The organism is Hydrogenovibrio thermophilus, from assembly GCF_004028275.1.
Lineage (GTDB): Bacteria > Pseudomonadota > Gammaproteobacteria > Thiomicrospirales > Thiomicrospiraceae > Hydrogenovibrio > Hydrogenovibrio thermophilus.
Genome location: NZ_CP035033.1, coordinates 1,021,628 through 1,039,151 on the forward strand (window position 1 = coordinate 1,021,628; position 17,524 = coordinate 1,039,151).

Sequence of the window (17,524 nt, forward strand, 5' to 3'; positions counted from 1 at the left end):
ATACTTTAGGCAACGTGAATTTAAGGTAAGTTTTAGATGCCAGTTTCGGGAGAACCGACCAGAGTGATGTTGGTGGATAACGAGTCGGCGCGTGCGGCGTTGTTGTCCAAAGCACTGGAAGACCATGGTTACCAAGTGGTGGCCAGGGTGGCCCCTGGCCCGAGTTTGCTTTCCAAGGTGGCCAAAATCATGCCGGATATGATTGTGATCGATACGGATTCGCCGGACCGGGATATTTTGGACAGTATGTCGTTGTTGAATGAGCATAACCCGATGCCGGTGGTGATGTTTGCGGATGAGGATAATGAAACCATTATTCAGGAAGCGATTCGTTCCGGTGTGAGCGGCTATATCGCGAAAGGGGTGGACAAGGAACGCGTCAATTCCATTATGAGTGTGGCGGTGGCGCGTTTTCGTGAGTATCAAGCCTTGAAGAACGAGTTACGTGAAACCAAGGATGAACTGGAAAGCAAGAAGGTGATTGATAAAGCCAAGCGCTTATTGATGCTACAGAAGAAGGTTTCCGAAGATGAGGCTTATGAGGCGATGCGCAAGATGTCAATGGATCGGAATATTCGGATGGTTGACGTTGCGGAGAATATTATCAGTGTGCTGGAGTTGTGAGGGGCAGTATGACGCAAATTAATATCGGATTCATTCCATTGACAGACAGTGCACCTCTGGTCGTGGCACAGGAACAAGGTTTTTTCGAAAAGGAAGGCTTGGACGTTCGTTTGCAGCGTGAGGTGTCCTGGTCAAACATCCGTGACAAATTGACGTTTGGCGAAATCGAGGCCGCTCAAATGTTGGCCCCGATGTTGATGGCGTCCACTTTGGGCGTAGGCGGCTTGAAAAAACCGTTGGTGACGGCTTATTCATTTGGCTTGAATGGCAATGCAATCAGTGTGTCGAATGCGTTGTATCGCGAAATGCTGCCTTATGAAGATAAGGTGCTGGCGAAGCCGGAATTGAGCGCTCAGGTTTTGAAAAAAGTGATTGATGCCCGACAAGAAGCCGGAAAAGAACGCCTGCGATTTGCGGTGGTGTTTCCATTCTCGATGCATCACTATCTGTTGCGCCACTGGTTGAGCAGCGCCGGGATTTCCCCTGAGCAAGATGTGCAAATCGTCGTGGTGCCGCCGCCCAGTGTGGTCAAAGCGATGGAAGAGGATTTGATTGACGGTTATTGCGTGGGGGAACCTTGGGGCACTCATGCCGCGATGCGTAAAGCCGGGGTGACCCTGATTACGGGGTATGAAATTTGGAATAACGCGCCCGAGAAAGTGTTGGGCGTGACGAAAACCTGGGCGGAAGCCAACCCGGAAACGCATCGCAAGTTGATTTGGGCGTTGTATCAAGCCAGTGAATGGATCGATCAGCCTGACAACAAGGAAACTTTGGTGCATTGGCTTGCACAGCCGCAATACGTGGGGGCGCCGGAGTCGTCGCTTTGGAATTGTATCAATCAGGAGATATATCACCCGGATGATCAGCTGCGTCGCCAGGTGCCGAACTTTACGACGCCGTTTAAATATTTGGCTAACTTTCCATGGCAGTCGCATGCCGATTGGATATTGCAACAAATGCAGGCGTGTGGGCAATTGGCCGAACCGTTGGATGTGGCTGCCGTATCGGAATCCATTTACTGGACAGACTTATACCGGGATGTGGTGGGCGGCCATGGTGTGACCTTGCCCAGCGTGAATCGTAAGCCGGAAGGGGAGCATTGCGCTCCTTGGTTATTGGAAGGCATTCAAATGGGAGAAGATTGCTTTATTTAAGTGCAATTGAACTGTTTTGGAACATGATGGTGTGGTCTTAAACGGCGCCTTATTCCAATGTTTTTTATTTAACTGTATGTTTATAAAATAAAATTAGTTTTTTGGCACGGATATCGTTTAAAGAAAGCTAAATTGACGAAAAGAGTGTAGACGCTCACGGACTGTTTCCCGAATGGGAGGCAAGTCCGTGGGCGTTTTTTTTTGCTTTTAAAAAGTTCAACGCCGAAACTTAAATAAAAGTAATGTGAATCCATAATGCCGTGAACAGCAAAGGAAGAAACATGATGACACAGACAGGACGACGTACATTTATCAAGAAGACCGTTTTGGCGATGGCTGCAACGTTTGCGTTTGCATCCAACTCGGTTTACGCATTGGGCGACCCGGAAAAGGAAGACTTGAAATTCGGTTTCATTAAATTAACCGATATGGCGCCTTTGGCCATTGCCTATGAAAAGGGGTATTTTGAAGACGAGGGCCTGTATGTGCAGTTGGAAGCGCAAGCCAACTGGAAAGTGTTGTTGGACCGTGTGATTGACGGGCAATTGGACGGCGCGCATATGTTGGCCGGCCAACCGATTGCCGCCACCATTGGGTATGGCACCAAAGCCAATGTCATTACGCCGATTTCGATGGACCTGAACGGTAATGCGATCACGGTTTCCAATAAGACTTGGGAAGAAATGAAACCCCATGTCGCCATGAAAGACGGTAAGCCTGAGCATCCTATCAGTGCCGCGGCCTTGAAGCCGGTGGTGGAAGCGTATAAGGATGCCGGTAAGCCGTTCAAAATGGGCATGGTTTTCCCGGTGTCGACCCATAACTACGAGCTGCGTTATTGGCTGGCCGCTGGTGGTTTGAAGCCAGGTTATTATGCGCCTCATAAAGGAGACACCGCCGGCACTTTGGATGCCGACGTGCTATTGTCGGTTACGCCTCCGCCGCAAATGCCGTCAACGATGGAAGCCGGCACGATTGAAGGGTACTGCGTAGGTGAGCCTTGGAACCAGCAAGCGGTTTTCAAAGGCATTGGTGTGCCGGTGATTTCCGATAATTCCATTCAAAAGAATAACCCTGAAAAAGTGTTCGGGCTGCGCGAGGACTTTTACAAGGAATATCCGAATACGACCATCCGAATCGTGAAAGCGATGATTCGGGCTGCGAAATGGTTGGATGAAGAGAACAATAAAAACCGTCCTGAAGCGGTGAAAATTCTTTCCCAATCGAACTATGTCGGTGCGGATTATAAAGTCATCGCGAATTCCATGACCGGCACCTTCGAATATGAAAAAGGTGACAAACGCTCGGAACCGGATTTCAACGTTTTCTTCCGTTATAACGCGACCTATCCATATTATTCCGATGCCGTTTGGTACATGACGCAAATGCGTCGTTGGGGACAAATTTCCGACTATAAGCCTGATTCCTGGTATCAGGATATGGCGAAAAAGGTCTATCGTCCGGACATCTACAAAAAAGCGGTTGAGGCTTTGATTGAAGACGGCGTGATGGAAAAGTCCGAGTTCAAAGAGGTGTTTGCAACCGATGGTTATCGCGGTGCGCAGGATGATTTTATGGACGGCATTCCATATGACGGACGTAAACCCAATGCTTATATTGATAGTCTGAAAATCGGCTTGAAAGGTAAAGATACGCTTTAAGTTAAAAGTGACGTTTGGCCCCGTTTTGTTCCAGGGGCCTTTTTTAAGATTCAAAGGTGAGTGATATGAATCCTTTAAAGTGGGCGATGGTAGCGCCTTTTTATAAATTGATGGTCGGTGAAGACCGCAAAAGCCAAGTGAACCTGATTTTGAAAACCATTGGGTTGCCATTGTCAGGCCTGGTCATTTTCCTTTTGTTATGGCAGGGCGCCGCCTCGCATATCAATACTTCGCTGGGGCAATTCCCTGGGCCGGTTCAAACGTACGAGCAGTTTGAAGCCCTGCAGGCGGAAGCCAAAGCCGAGGGTGTCAAAGAACAGGCGTTCTATGAACGGCAAGAAGCCCGTAATGCCAGAAAACTGGAGAAAAACCCGGATGCCGAGGTCAAGATTCGGGACTATATCGGCCCGCCGACATTCTTTGACCAGATTGGTCGCAGTTTGGTGACGGTGATGAGCGGGTTCATTCTCGCGTCGATTATTGCCATTCCGATTGGCATCATCATCGGCTTGAGCGCCAATGCTTACGCCGCTGTTAACCCGTTGATTCAAATTTTCAAACCGGTTTCGCCGTTGGCCTGGTTGCCGTTGGTGACGATGGTGGTGTCGGCCCTGTATGTCACGGATGATCCGGCGTTCGATAAAGCGTTTTTGAACTCCATGTTCACCGTGTTGTTGTGCTGCTTATGGCCGACCATCATTAATACCGCCGCGGGTGTGGCGACGGTGACACAGGATTTGAAGAATGTCAGTCAGGTATTGCGCCTGAGTTGGTGGACGCATGTTCGCAAAATCGTTTTGCCATGTTCCATTCCGATGATGTTTACCGGTTTGCGTATCTCGTTGGGGATTGCCTGGATGGTTTTGATCGCGGCAGAGATGCTGGCACAGAACCCAGGCCTGGGCAAATTTGTCTGGGATGAGTTCCAGAATGGGAGCTCCGATTCCTTGGGCCGCATTATGGTGGCTGTCATCACAATCGGTATTGTCGGGTTCTTTTTGGACCGGGGCATGCTGATGTTGCAAAAAGCCGTGTCCTGGGACAAGTCGGTCACATTACGTTAAGCGCGAGGAGAAAAAAATGTCAGAAGTCCACTTAGAACTCACTCATGTGGGGATTGAGTTTCCGACGCCGAAGGGGCCTTTTCGCGCTTTGGAGAACGTTGATTTGAAGATCGATAAAGGCGAGTTTATTTCATTGATCGGCCATTCGGGTTGCGGGAAATCCACGGTATTGAACATTGTCGCCGGACTGTATGGCGCCACCGAAGGCGGCGTTCTGTTGGACGGGCGCGAAGTCAATGAACCGGGTCCGGAAAGAGCGGTGGTGTTTCAAAACCATTCCTTATTGCCTTGGTTGACCGCTTATGAAAATGTTGAGTTGGCTGTTGACCAGGTGTTTAAAAGAACCAAAAGCGCGGCTGAAAAAAAGGAATGGATTGAGCACAACTTGAAATTGGTGCATATGGATCATGCCATGCATAAGCGGCCGGATGAAATTTCCGGGGGCATGAAGCAGCGCGTCGGTATTGCCCGTGCATTGGCCATGCAACCCAAAATCATGTTGATGGATGAGCCGTTCGGGGCTTTGGATGCCTTGACTCGAGCGCATTTGCAAGACTCCTTGATGGAGATTCAAAAAGATCTGAATAACACCGTGATCATGATTACGCATGACGTCGATGAAGCCGTATTGCTATCCGACCGTATTGTGATGATGACCAATGGCCCGGCGGCCACCATCGGTGAAATTTTGAAGGTGGATTTACCGCATCCGAGAGATCGTCTGGCCTTGGCGGATGATCCGACTTACAACCACTACCGTTCCGAAGTGCTGCGTTTCTTGTACGAGAAGCAACGCAAGGTGGAACACTGAGGGCGGACGCTGTGAAATCGAAGTTGGTTTTAATCGGTTCCGGTATGGCCGGGACGCGTTTTCTGGAGAACCTTCTGGAGACGGCTCCGGATCAATACGAGATTGAAGTGTTTAATAAAGAACCGGTGGGCGGCTATAACCGCATCCTGTTGTCCCCGGTTTTATCGGGCGAGAAGCAGTGGCCGGAGATTGTGACCCATTCGCCGGAGTGGTTCCAGGAGCGAGGCATTCGATTGCATTTGGGGAAAACCATTTCGTCGATTGATTCGGTCGGGAAAGTGCTCACGACTTTTTGCGGCGAAACGGTTTTTTACGACAAGCTCGTCATCGCGACGGGTTCCAAGCCCTTTACCTTGGATATTCCCGGCAAGGACCTTCCGGGCGTGGTGACGTTTCGCGATATTCGGGATGTCGAAAGCATGGTGGCGGTCTCTGAAAACCGGGGCAAGGCTATTGTCATCGGTGGAGGGCTGCTGGGGCTTGAGGCCGCTTATGGTTTGTTGAAAAGAGGCATGACCGTCACCGTCGTACACCGCAATCCGGTGCTAATGAATGTGCAGATGGACCAGGAAGCGGGGCAGCTTTTGAAAAATCATTTGATGTCCGGATTGGACGGCTTACCGGGAATAGCGTTTCGGTTAGGCGCGAATGTCGTCGAAATCGAGGGCGATTCGTGTGTGACATCGGTGCGCCTGGATAGTGGCGAAGTGCTGTCGACGGATTTAGTGGTCATGGCCATCGGGATACGCTCGAATGTCGCTTTGGCGAAAGGGTCCGGCATTCGGGTCGACAACGGAATCTGGGTGAATGACCGGTTGGAAACCGACACCCGTGACATTTATGCGCTGGGTGAATGTACGGAGCACCGCGGTCGAACCTATGGCTTGGTGGCGCCACTGTATGAACAGGCACAAGTGTTGGCGGATGTTTTGGCAGGTAAGGTGGCTGAATACACCGGGTCCTTGACGTCCACTATGTTGAAAGTCACGGGCGTGAATTTATTTTCCGCGGGCCGCTTTCACTCCGAGGACGATACCCAAAGCATTATTTTTCGGGATCTGGCCAGAAACATTTACCGAAAGGTGGTGCTGAAAAACGGGCAGGTTGTGGGGGCGCTGTTATTTGGAGACACCACCGGCGCGAACTGGCTGTTTGATTTATTACGAAAACGTGAAGACATCACCGCCATGCGCGAGACATTGGTATTCGGTCCAGGGTATGTCTGATGGAACCGACCGTCACAGGAGAACGGATATGAAACAGAAAATCATCATTATCGGAAATGGCATGGTCGGGCACAACTTCGTGGAGAAGTTGGTCGACAGCGAGCCGTTCCAACAGTTTGAAGTCACCGTATTCGGTGAAGAGCCGAGAGCGGCTTATGACCGGGTGTATCTGTCATCGTATTTTTCCGGAAAAACCGCCGAAGACCTGTCTTTGGTCGCGCCGGGGTTTTATGAGGAAAACGGGGTGGACTTGCGCTTGAAGGATAAGGTGGTCGCCATCGACCGTGGCGCGAAAACCGTGACGTCCGAATCCGGTGAAACCTTGCCGTACGATAAATTGGTTTTGGCAACGGGGTCCTATCCTTTTGTTCCGCCGATTAAAGGAAATGACCGGGAAGGTTGTTTGGTCTATCGCACGATTGAAGATTTGGACGCGATTCAAGCGGCGGCTGAATCCGGTCGTGTCGGAGTGGTGGTCGGTGGCGGCCTGCTTGGGTTGGAAGCCGCCAAAGCGTTGAAAGACTTAGGTTTGGAAACGCATGTCGTGGAGTTCGCCCCGCGTCTGATGCCGGTCCAGTTGGATGATGGAGGCGCGGCGCTACTGAAACGAAAAATCGAGCATCTGGGCGTCAGCGTGCATGTTTCCAAAGCCACGACGGAGATTGTCGCTGGAGAACAGCACCTCAATAAGATGGTGTTTTCGGATGGTGAATCTTTAGAGACCGATATCGTATTGTTTTCGGCGGGTATCCGGCCTCGTGACGAGCTGGGACGTTTGGCCGACTTGGAGGTGGGGCCGCGTGGCGGGATTCAAATCAATGATTACTGTATGACGTCCGACCCGGACATTTATGCCATCGGTGAATGCGCTTTACACGAAGGCATGGTTTACGGGTTGGTGGCGCCCGGATACGCCATGGCACAAGCCGTCGTCAATCAATTGAATGCGCAGCCCGGTGAATTTTCCGGTGCGGACATGAGCACGAAATTGAAATTGATGGGGGTGGATGTCGGTTCCATCGGCGACCCGCACGGCAATGACGAGAATGCGTTGTCTTATGTTTATGAAAACGGGCCTGAAGAGATTTATAAAAAAATCGTGGTGTCTTCCGACGGCCAAAAGCTGTTGGGCGCGGTGCTGGTGGGGGATGCCGAAGATTATGGCAACCTGTTGCAATTGATGCTTAATGATATCGATTTGCCCGAGCACCCCGACAGTTTGATTCTGCCCAATCGTGATGGGGCCGCCGAGAACCTGTTCGGGCCGGATGCCTTACCGGAAACCGCACAATTATGTTCCTGTTACGACGTTTCAAAAGGCGATGTGATTCAGGCGGTGGATGGCGGCTGTTGCACCATGGCCGATTTGAAGGCGACGACCCAGGCGGGGACCGGTTGTGGTGGCTGTGTGCAGCTGGTGACCAATGTTTTGAACAGCGAGCTGTCGAAACGCGGTGTGGAAGTGAATACCGATATCTGTGAACACTTCAGCCATACCCGCCAGGAGTTGTTTCATTTGTGTCAGGTCGGTGAAATCAAAACCTTTCAGGATTTGATTCACAAACACGGTCGAGGCCACGGCTGCGAAATTTGTAAACAGGCCGCCGGCAGTATTTTCGCGTCTTTGTGGAACAGTTATGCGCTCGAACCGGACAAAATTCCGTTGCAGGACACCAATGACAACTATTTGGGCAATATGCAGAAAGACGGCACTTATTCGGTGATTCCCCGTGTGCCGGGCGGCGAAATCACGCCGCAAAAACTGATGGTTTTAGGGCAGGTGGCGACGCAATACAAGCTGTATACCAAAATCAACGGTGGCCAGCGCATCGTGTTGTTCGGCGCTCAGATGAATGATTTGCCCGCCATTTGGAAAACGCTGATTGAAGCCGGATTCGAATCCGGTCAGGCCTACGCCAAAGCGTTACGGACCGTGAAATCCTGCGTCGGGTCGACTTGGTGCCGTTATGGCTTGGACGATTCCGTCACCATGGCGATTGACATGGAAAACCGTTACAAAGGTTTGCGCTCGCCGCACAAGATCAAGATGGGGGTGTCCGGTTGTACGCGTGAATGTGCCGAAGCTCAGGCCAAGGACATCGGGTTAATTTCCACTGAAGAAGGCTGGAACCTTTATGTTTGCGGCAACGGCGGGATGAAGCCGCGTCATGCGGATTTGTTCGCCACGCGCCTGACCCAGGAAGAAGTGTTTCGTTATGTCGATCGCCTGCTGATGTTTTATATCCGAACCGCCGACCGTTTACAGCGAACCGCGACGTGGATGGAAAACCTGGAGGGGGGGCTGACTTACCTGCAAAAGGTGGTCATCGACGATTCACTGGGCATCGGAGTCGAGTTGGAATCGCAAATGGCCGCCCTGAGAGATTCTTACCAGTGCGACTGGCAGCGAGCGATTGAAGACCCGGCTTTCACGAAACGTTTCCGGTCTTTTGTCAATGTCGAAGACAAGGCACCGCAATATTTTGTGCAAGAAAGGGGGCAAATCCGTCCGGCGACCGAACAGGAAACGCTGGACGGGATTGCCGTGGAAATTCGCGATATGGCCTGATTGGGAAAATATGGCCAGGCCTGGTCAATTTAAGGATTGGAAAGGAACGAGAGAATGAACGAGTTTCAACCGGTGTGTAAGGTGGATGAGTTGGTGCCGGATGCGGGCGTCGCGGCTTTGATGCAGGATACGCAAATCGCTTTGTTTTACGTCGGGGGCGAGGTGTTCGCGATGGATAACTTCGACCCTGTCGGGCGGGCAAATGTGATGTCGCGGGGCATGACCGGCGATTTAAACGGTGAGTTGATGGTGGCGTCGCCATTGCAAAAGCAGCATTACAGCCTTCGAAGCGGCGAGTGCCTCGATAATCCGGAAATCGTCATTCCGGTTTATGAGGCTTGCATCGATGGCGACTGGGTCAAAGTGCGTGTGCCATGAAGAAGCCGATATCTTCCTTTAGTGCCGCTGTCGAGACGACTTGCCCTTACTGCGGTGTGGGTTGCGGGATGACGGTTCAAACCCGAGAGGCGGGTCTTGAGGGTATGTCGGAAATCAAAGTGTCCGGCAGCCGTCGTCACCCGGCCAATTACGGAAAATTGTGCGTTAAAGGTGCCGCGGCCGGTGAAACCATCGGATTTGACGGGCGAATGTTACACCCGCAGATTGACGGTCGTATCGTGGGTTGGGAAACCGCTTTGTCGGATGTCGCGAACAACTTTAAACGCATCATTGAAGAACATGGCCCCGATGCGGTGGCTTTTTATGTTTCAGGCCAGTTTTTAACCGAAGATTATTATGTCGCCAATAAGTTGATTAAAGGCTTTATCGGCACCGCCAATATTGATACCAATTCGCGCTTGTGTATGGCTTCGGCGGTCGCGGGCTATAAACGTGCGTTCGGGGCGGATACGGTTCCGTGCAGCTATGAAGATTTGGAACAGGCCGACTTGATTACCCTGGTGGGCTCGAATGCCGCTTGGGCGCATCCGATTGTGTATCAACGTATTGCCGCCGCTAAAAAAGCACGGCCGACCATGAAAATCGTCGTGATCGATCCGCGCCGGACAGCCACCTGTGATTTGGCCGATTTGCATCTGCCTATCCGTCCCGGCTGCGATGCGGCGTTGTTTAATGGTCTGCTGGCGTATTTATCGAACAACGAAGCCATCGACCAGGACTATATCGCCCGTCACACCGAAGGCTTTGAGGCCGCGTTGGAAACGGCACAACTTGGGCAAGGCGATTTGCAACAGTTGGCCCGGGATTGCGACGTGGAGGTTGACGCTTTACAGACCTGGCTGGATTGGGCGACGCAGACCCCAAAAATGGTCACACTTTATTCGCAAGGCGTCAATCAATCGACTTCCGGTGTTGATAAATCCAATGCCATTATCAACTGTCATTTGGCGACCGGGCGGATTGGGAAAGTCGGTGCCGGTCCGTTTTCCATCACGGGGCAACCGAATGCGATGGGCGGCCGGGAGGTGGGCGGACTGGCCAACCAGCTGGCGGCGCATATGGATTTTAACCGTCCCGAAGATATCGAGCGGGTCGAACGGTTTTGGCAAGCGCCGAACATGGCCCGACAAAACGGGTTGAAAGCGGTGGACATGTTTCAAGCCGTCGCGGACGGCCGAATCAAAGCCATTTGGATTATGAATACCAATCCGGTGGCCTCGATGCCGGATGCGGATGCGGTGAAGCGTGCCCTGCAAGCCTGTGATTATGTCGTGGTGCAGGATTGCATGCAGCACACCGATACGACGGCGGTGGCCAAGGTGTTATTGCCGGCGGCGACCTGGGGTGAGACGGACGGTGCCGTTACCAATTCGGATCGCACGATTTCGATTCAGCGTCGTTTTATGGCGGGGCCGGAAAATACCCGTCCGGATTGGTGGATTTTGTCCCAAGTTGCGGAACGAATGGGCTGGGGCGCCGCGTTCAATTACCGTTCCGCAGTGGATATTTTTCGTGAACATGCTCGTTTGTCCGGTTTTGAAAACGACGGCGCTCGGGATTTTGATATTTCGGCTTTTTCAAATATCACCGAAGCGGAATACCAACAGTTTGAACCGGTGCAGTGGCCGGTGAATGCGAAGGCGCCGCAGGGGACGCCGCGCATGTTTACCGACGGCCGGTTTTACACGCCGTCGGGCAAAGCGCAGTTGATCGCGATTGAACCGAGAGGGCCTCAAAACCGGGAAAGCTTGGAAACGCCTTATGTCTTCAATACCGGGCGGGTGCGAGATCAATGGCACACCATGACGCGCACGGCCAAGACACCGAAATTGATGGCGCACAAGGACGAACCTTATTTGGTGATGCATCCGGACGATGCTCAAGCGGTTGGCGTGGCATCGGGGGAACTGGTGCTGGCACAAAACGATTTGGGGCGTTATGTCGGACGGGTGGAAATTTCGGACGGGCAGCGTAAAGGCGACGTTTTTGCGCCGATTCACTGGACGAGCCAACACGCCAGTGAGGCGCGAGTGGACGCCTTGATTCCGGCCAACGTCGATCCGATTTCGGGGCAACCGGAGCTGAAACATGCGCGCGTTTCGCTGAAGCCGTTCGGCGCGAAGTGGTATGGCTTTATTTTAACTCGAGAGCCTTTGAAGATGGCGGCTTTGCAAGGATGTCACTGGGTGAAAGTGACCGGACAGCAGTTCGTTCGTTATGAAATTTCCGGGTGTCAGTCCATTGAAAACGCCCAGGCCTGGGCAAAACAAGTATTGGCGCCGAAAGAGCAGGGTTCCGATTGGTTGGAGTATGGCGATGATGGCCAGCAACGTTATCGCGCGGCCGTTTTGGAAAATAATCGGATGCAATCGGTGGTGTTCATTGAACCGGGGCACGACATGCCGAGCCGGAACTGGTTGGGCAGTTTGTTTGCCGATTTGGCGTTGGACGATGCGCAACGCCGTAGTGTGCTGGCCGGACGAGCCAGCGGTGTGAAAGATCCCGGGAAAATGATTTGCAGTTGTTTCGGAGTTGGTTTGAACACCATTGTGGAAGCGATTCGGTCTCAGGAATTGCATTCGGTGGAAGCGATCGGGAAAGCATTGAAGGCGGGCACGAATTGTGGCAGTTGTGTGCCGGAATTGACTGAAATTTTAGCGGTGGAGCTGGCGTCTGAATTGTCCGGCACGGAGGGGTGAACCATGGATTATTTACCGATTTTTACAAACATCCGAAACCAGCATTGTCTCATTGTGGGTGGCGGACCGGTGGCGGCGCGCAAGGCGGATTTATTTATCCAGGCGGGTGCGATTGTCACGGTGATTGCGCCGAAGCTGGCGGGTGAAATGCAATTTCATTTGGCTCAAGGGAAAATCATTTGGCAAATGGGACGGTTTTCCGAGGCGGTGATGCGGGATGTGCCGGTTCCGAAATTGGTGATTTCCGCAACGGATCGACAGGAGGTCAATCTGGCGGTATATCGATATTTCAAGGCACATTCCATTCCGGTTAATGTGGCCGATCAAACCGAATATTGCGATTTTATCCTGCCGGCGATTGTCGACCGGTCTCCGATGACCATTGCCATTTCCACCGGGGGCCGTTCGCCGGTGTTGGCCCGAGTCATGAAAGCACGTTTGGAAACCATGATTCCGCAAGGTTTCAGTCGTTTGACGGCATTGGTGGGCGCGTATCGTGAGAAAGTCAAAGCGGCAATCCGGGAGCTGGAAGGGCGTAAGGTCTTTTGGGAAACGTTATTGGATGGGCTTTTTATCGATAAGGCGGTACACGGCAAAGACGGCGAGGCGGAAGCCTTAATCGATGAAAAACTGGAGCAGGTGATGGGCTCCGGCCAGACAGTGCCGAGGGGAGAGGTTTACATTATCGGTGCCGGCCCGGGGGATCCAGACTTGATGACCTTCAAAGGATTGCGCTTACTGCAACAAGCGGATGTCATTTTGTACGACCGGTTGGTGGCGCCGGAAATTTTGGAAATGGGCCGCCGCGAAGCCGAGCGCATTTATGTGGGCAAGAAAGAAAAATTCCATAAGGTGGCGCAACAGGACATCAACCAAATGTTGGTGAACTTGGCTCTGGAAGGCAAGCGGGTGGCGCGCTTGAAAGGTGGGGACCCTTACATTTTCGGACGTGGTGCCGAAGAGGTTGCGTTATTGGTCGAACATCAAATCCCATATCAGGTGGTGCCGGGCATTACCGCAGCGGCTGGGTGTGCCGCCTATGCAGGCTTTCCGTTAACACATCGAGATTATGCCCAGTCGGTCGCACTGGTTACCGGTCATCAGCAGGATGGTGCTTGTGACATTGATTATGCCCGTTTGGCGCATTCCGGCGATACGATGGTGTTTTACATGGGGATTAAAAACGCACCGAAAATTCAGGCGGGTTTGATTGCTCACGGTATGTCGCCGACCACGCCGGCCGCTATTATCGAAAAAGGCACGCGCATCGACCAGAAAGTCACGGTGACGACCTTGGGGCAATTGTCGGAAACGGTGTCTTCGAACGCCATTAAGCCGCCAGCCTTATTGGTGGTGGGGGAAGTGATTCGGGTTCGTGAACAGTTGCACGCAAAAAAGCATGACGAGCGAGTGCCGGCATGAGCGATCACCCGTTTTCCGAATACCTGCGGATTTTGGGGAAGGGGCCCAAAAGTCGACGTTCGTTGACTCAGGCGGAAGCGGCATCTGCGTTGAAAATGATTTTGTCGGGGCAAGTGACGGAAAAGCAGTTGGGTGCCTTTCTTCTGCTGATGCGGGCCAATGGCGAGTCGCCGCAGGAATTGATCGGGTTCGTGAAAGGGTTGCGGAGCGCGCTGGGATTGAACGCACAATCTTGCCGGGTAGATTTGGATTGGGCGGCTTATGCCGGTAAATGGCGTTACCCGCCTTATTTTCTGTTGAGTGTGAAGCTGCTGAATCAAATGGGCTATCGGGTATTGTTGCATGGGGACAGCGGGCAATTCGATAATCGTCAATATGCGTCGGCTTTTCTGGCGGAATTGAATTTTCATCCGGCCGAATCGCTTGCCGAGGCGGCGGAAGCCATTGAACAAGGCACATTAACCTATTTACCGTTAGAGGCCTATGCTCCTGCATTACGGGAGATTCTGCATTTGAAATCGGAGCTGGGCGTTCGCACGGTGTTTAACACCGCGGTGAAATTACTGAATCCTTTGAATGCACCGGCGTCTTTGCAGGGCATTTTTCATAAAGGGGTCGAACAGTTGCATCACGACACCGCGAAAGCGGTCGGTGTGGCGGATAACCTGGTGTTTAAAGGAGAAGGCGGCGAGGCCGAGATTCGACCGGACGCCATGACGCATTTGTTTGTCAGTCGACGTTCGCATGATTCCTTGGAAAAGGTGGGCATGCCGGGAGTGATCGAACGTCAAACGCGTCCAAAGGAATGGTGCGCTCAGGATTTGTCGGCGCTTTGGCAGGGGACGCGGGTTGACGCTTACGGGGAGCAGGCCGTGATGACCACCGCGGCGGCGGCTTTGATGTTGGTTGAAAAAATCGATATGGACCAGGCTATGTCAAAGGCACATGACGCTTGGGTCGGGAGGATGGCATGTTAAAAGCAAATGTGGATTTACAACAGGATTACGATTCCGTATTGGCCGAAATCCTTGAAAAAACGCATCCAGTTACCGAGAAAGAATTGCTGTCACTGAATCGTTTAGTTGGGCGGATTCTGGCGGAGGATGTTCTGTCACCACTGGATTTGCCGTCGTACAGACAAAGTGCGATGGATGGTTATGGCATTGCTGCGGGTGAAACCGTCGGTAGGCAAAAAGTCGTGACGACGATTTCAGCAGGCGATAAACCGGGGAAGGTGACGATAGAACCCGGCCAAGCGGTTCGTATTATGACCGGTGCCGCGGTTCCGGCCGGCATTGACTATGTGATTCCTCAAGAACAAGCTCGAATTCAGGAAGACTCTGGAGTGACTTGGTTGTTGCTGAAAGGCGATGTTCCTAAACGAAACCATATTAAAGCGATTGGTTCCGATGTGAGCGAGGGGCAATGTGTCTTGAAAGCCGGGCATCGTTTGCGCCCTCAGGATATCGGGTTGCTGGCTTCGATTGGCTTGACCTCGGTGAATGTGTTTAAAAGGGTCAGGGTCGTGGTCCTGACTTCCGGTAATGAATTGGCCAGGCCTGGTGAAAGTTTGCAAACCGGGCAAGTGTATGACGCCAATGCGTTTTTAATCACGTCTTTGTGTGAAGCGCTGGATGTCGATGTATTGGCACAGATTACCTTGCCGGATGAGGCCGAGACCGTGAAAAAGACGTTTGATGACTGGCAGGACCAGGCCGATGTGATTTTGACCGTCGGCGGGGCTTCCGTGGGTGAAAAAGATTTCGTGGCATCGGTCATCCGCTCTTTACCGAACCATCGGCGCTGGAAGTTGAAAATGAAACCGGCCAAGCCGTTTTCGATGGGGATGATGAACGATTGTATGATTCTGGCGTTACCGGGTAATCCCGTGGCGGCATTCATGAGTTTTCAGGTGTTGGCAAAGCCCGTGCTCAAAAAACGTTCGGGGCGGCGGGATTGGTCAGGAAAGGCGATGCGTTATCCATTAAAAACAGGTCTGGATAATCGGCAACAACCCATGCGTTGGCTGCCTGTGCGGGTGGTCGGTGAAGAGCTGGTACCATTAAAACCTTTGTCGGGTGGAGACTTGGCTGGGTTAAGTGTCTCTGACGGGTTTGTTCGATTCGAGTCCGGTCGTGAATATGCGGCTGGTGATGAAGTCCGGTTTTGGAGGATTTGACGTGTTGGGCGTCATCATTTTGGCGGGCGGGGAAGGCCGGCGGATGCATGGAATGGATAAAGGGTGGTGCCGTTTTTCAAACGGCGAATCCTTTGTTGAAACCGTCATGTCGCAGTTGGAGCAATTGGGACAATATAACGAAGGGAAGCGGGTCAAATTGGTGATCAGCGCAAATCGAAACCTGCAAGCCTATCAATCACTCGGCAAAGCGGTTGTGCCGGATATTCGTTCAGGGTTTCATGGCCCTTTGGCGGGCATTGAGTCCGTGATGAGTGCGTTTCAGCATGCGTCGATTTCCCGCTGGTGCACCTGGCCGGTGGATTCCGTTACGGTTCCCTATGAAGCACTTCAGCGCTTAGTGGCGATGGACGAGGGCAAAATCGGTTATCTCGCGGATGCGCATCGACAACATTTCGCCCATTTATCCGTTCCATCCTCTTTTCGGGCATCGATTTCCGGTTATTTGAATGGCGGTGAAGGTTCAATTAAGGGATGGCTGACTCAACAGCGGGATTATGTGGTTCCTTTGAACCTGAATCCGGCAGAACGGATTGAGAATTGCAACCGTTGGCCGCAAGCTGTCGACGGAACCAACGATGTTATTCGTCTTTAAAGCGTCGGTTGATATCGAGGAAGTCGTCGAAGTTTTGCAGGAAAAGCTCGGCTAAGTCGGGGTCGAAGGCTTTGCCCTTTTGTTCGCGAAAATAGTCGCGTACTTGTTCGGGTTCCCAAGCGGGTTTGTAAACGCGTTCGTGGCTGAGGGCGTCGAATACGTCGGCCAGGGCGCATACTCTGCCGGCGATGTGGATGTCTTTGCCTTTTAAGCCATTCGGGTAGCCGAAGCCGTCAAAGCGTTCGTGATGTTGCTGTGCAATGATGGCGGCCATTTGCAGGACGGAGCGTTTGGAGTATTTGAGAATGTCGTAACCGATTTGGCTGTGGGTTTTCATCATGGCCATTTCGTCGTCCGTCAATTTGCCCGGTTTGTTGAGGATGGCGTCCGGAATGGCCACTTTGCCGATGTCGTGCATAGGCGCGGCGCGGTAAATCAAATCGATGGTATCGGCTTCCACGCCGTGCAACGTGGCGAGCCGTTTGGCGGCCTCGGCCACGCGAACCACGTGTAATCCGGTTTCGTGTGAGCGTTCGTCAATGGCGGCACCCATCATATAGATGACTTCTTTTTGGGTTGCTTCCAACTCGTCGTTGAGGTTTTGAATTTCAGAGACGGCTTGACTGACTTTTTCTTCCAGATGGTTTTTGTAGTCGTTCAGTTCCAGGTGAGTGTGAACGCGCGCCAAGACTTCTTCGTTGGCGAAGGGTTTGGTGATGTAGTCGACGCCACCGGCACGGAAGGCATCGACTTTGCCTTCGGTTTCATTGAGGGCGCTGATGAAGATAATGGGAATGCTGGCGGTTTCCGGCTCGGCTTTGAGGCGTTTACAGACTTCGAACCCGTCCATATCGGGCATTTTGATGTCCAACAAGACCAAATCCGGTTTTTGAGCATGAATCGAGGCGAGCGCCATCTGACCATTGATGGCGACACGAACATTGTAGTGTTCGTCGGCCAGAATGTTGCTCAATAACTTGAGGTTGGCGGCGATGTCGTCAACAACAAGAATTTCATGCTGTCTGGGTGATGTGTGACTCACAAGCACTCCTTCCGGTAATGGCACGATGCAATCGGCGTTGGAAGTCGCAGATTGCCAG

At 52.3% G+C, this 17,524-nt stretch carries 14 protein-coding genes; 13 read left to right on the top strand and 1 reads right to left on the bottom strand.

Features of this window, described 5'->3' with window-relative positions; all coding sequences use genetic code 11:
- The first annotated feature begins 36 nt into the window (after positions 1–36).
- From EPV75_RS04750 to EPV75_RS04810, 13 genes are all read left to right on the top strand, one after another.
- Positions 37–624, top strand: coding sequence for an ANTAR domain-containing response regulator (locus EPV75_RS04750; protein ID WP_128384630.1), 588 nt, complete (start codon positions 37–39; stop codon positions 622–624).
- A gap of 8 nt (positions 625–632) precedes the next feature.
- Positions 633–1,781 (top strand): CmpA/NrtA family ABC transporter substrate-binding protein, encoded by a 1,149-nt coding sequence (locus EPV75_RS04755; protein WP_128384631.1) that lies wholly within the window; start codon positions 633–635, stop codon positions 1,779–1,781.
- Positions 1,782–2,062: 281 nt separating this feature from the next.
- Positions 2,063–3,442: a CmpA/NrtA family ABC transporter substrate-binding protein gene (locus EPV75_RS04760; protein WP_404811341.1), complete on the top strand. Its 1,380-nt coding sequence runs from the start codon at positions 2,063–2,065 to the stop codon at positions 3,440–3,442.
- 65 nt (positions 3,443–3,507) lie between these two features.
- Entirely contained in the window at positions 3,508–4,506 is a 999-nt protein-coding gene (locus EPV75_RS04765) for an ABC transporter permease (RefSeq protein ID WP_128384632.1), read from the top strand.
- Between the two features lie 16 nt (positions 4,507–4,522).
- Positions 4,523–5,317 carry an ABC transporter ATP-binding protein gene (locus EPV75_RS04770; RefSeq protein WP_128384633.1) on the top strand — a complete coding sequence of 265 codons (795 nt, stop codon included), beginning with the start codon at positions 4,523–4,525 and terminating at the stop codon, positions 5,315–5,317.
- Positions 5,318–5,328: 11 nt separating this feature from the next.
- Positions 5,329–6,543: an NAD(P)/FAD-dependent oxidoreductase gene (locus EPV75_RS04775; protein WP_128384634.1), complete on the top strand. Its 1,215-nt coding sequence runs from the start codon at positions 5,329–5,331 to the stop codon at positions 6,541–6,543.
- Positions 6,544–6,571: 28 nt separating this feature from the next.
- A complete protein-coding gene (gene nirB, locus EPV75_RS04780; protein ID WP_128384635.1) occupies positions 6,572–9,112 on the top strand; it encodes a nitrite reductase large subunit NirB in 2,541 nt (846 codons plus the stop codon).
- A gap of 54 nt (positions 9,113–9,166) precedes the next feature.
- Positions 9,167–9,490, top strand: a complete 324-nt coding sequence (gene nirD, locus EPV75_RS04785; RefSeq protein WP_128384636.1) for a nitrite reductase small subunit NirD — start codon at positions 9,167–9,169, stop codon at positions 9,488–9,490.
- Positions 9,487–12,210, top strand: a complete 2,724-nt coding sequence (locus tag EPV75_RS04790) for a nitrate reductase (protein ID WP_128384637.1) — start codon at positions 9,487–9,489, stop codon at positions 12,208–12,210. The genes nirD and EPV75_RS04790 overlap by 4 nt, the downstream gene beginning before the upstream one ends.
- 3 nt (positions 12,211–12,213) lie before the next feature.
- Positions 12,214–13,632, top strand: coding sequence for a siroheme synthase CysG (gene cysG / locus EPV75_RS04795; protein ID WP_128384638.1), 1,419 nt, complete (start codon positions 12,214–12,216; stop codon positions 13,630–13,632).
- Complete coding sequence (locus EPV75_RS04800) at positions 13,629–14,609, top strand: glycosyl transferase family protein (RefSeq protein WP_128384639.1); 981 nt, start codon at positions 13,629–13,631, stop codon at positions 14,607–14,609. The genes cysG and EPV75_RS04800 overlap by 4 nt, the downstream gene beginning before the upstream one ends.
- Positions 14,603–15,811 carry a molybdopterin molybdotransferase MoeA gene (locus tag EPV75_RS04805; protein ID WP_128384640.1) on the top strand — a complete coding sequence of 403 codons (1,209 nt, stop codon included), beginning with the start codon at positions 14,603–14,605 and terminating at the stop codon, positions 15,809–15,811. The genes EPV75_RS04800 and EPV75_RS04805 overlap by 7 nt, the downstream gene beginning before the upstream one ends.
- Positions 15,774–16,424 (top strand): NTP transferase domain-containing protein, encoded by a 651-nt coding sequence (locus EPV75_RS04810; protein WP_225972424.1) that lies wholly within the window; start codon positions 15,774–15,776, stop codon positions 16,422–16,424. The genes EPV75_RS04805 and EPV75_RS04810 overlap by 38 nt, the downstream gene beginning before the upstream one ends.
- On the opposite strand, the gene EPV75_RS04815 is transcribed toward EPV75_RS04810, so the two are convergent.
- Positions 16,411–17,466: a response regulator gene (locus tag EPV75_RS04815; protein WP_225972399.1), complete on the bottom strand. Its 1,056-nt coding sequence runs from the start codon at positions 17,464–17,466 to the stop codon at positions 16,411–16,413. The two genes, EPV75_RS04810 and EPV75_RS04815, sit on opposite strands and share 14 nt — an antisense overlap.
- Positions 17,467–17,524: the final 58 nt, after the last annotated feature.

Coding starts and splice junctions, on each gene's coding strand:
- EPV75_RS04770 (WP_128384633.1), top strand. CDS start 4,523: ATGTCAGAAGTCCACTTAGAACTCACTCATGTGGGGATTGAGTTTCCG.
- EPV75_RS04805 (WP_128384640.1), top strand. CDS start 14,603: ATGTTAAAAGCAAATGTGGATTTACAACAGGATTACGATTCCGTATTG.
- EPV75_RS04760 (WP_404811341.1), top strand. CDS start 2,063: ATGATGACACAGACAGGACGACGTACATTTATCAAGAAGACCGTTTTG.
- EPV75_RS04800 (WP_128384639.1), top strand. CDS start 13,629: ATGAGCGATCACCCGTTTTCCGAATACCTGCGGATTTTGGGGAAGGGG.
- EPV75_RS04750 (WP_128384630.1), top strand. CDS start 37: ATGCCAGTTTCGGGAGAACCGACCAGAGTGATGTTGGTGGATAACGAG.
- cysG (WP_128384638.1), top strand. CDS start 12,214: ATGGATTATTTACCGATTTTTACAAACATCCGAAACCAGCATTGTCTC.
- EPV75_RS04810 (WP_225972424.1), top strand. CDS start 15,774: ATGCGGCTGGTGATGAAGTCCGGTTTTGGAGGATTTGACGTGTTGGGC.
- nirB (WP_128384635.1), top strand. CDS start 6,572: ATGAAACAGAAAATCATCATTATCGGAAATGGCATGGTCGGGCACAAC.
- nirD (WP_128384636.1), top strand. CDS start 9,167: ATGAACGAGTTTCAACCGGTGTGTAAGGTGGATGAGTTGGTGCCGGAT.
- EPV75_RS04755 (WP_128384631.1), top strand. CDS start 633: ATGACGCAAATTAATATCGGATTCATTCCATTGACAGACAGTGCACCT.
- EPV75_RS04765 (WP_128384632.1), top strand. CDS start 3,508: ATGAATCCTTTAAAGTGGGCGATGGTAGCGCCTTTTTATAAATTGATG.
- EPV75_RS04790 (WP_128384637.1), top strand. CDS start 9,487: ATGAAGAAGCCGATATCTTCCTTTAGTGCCGCTGTCGAGACGACTTGC.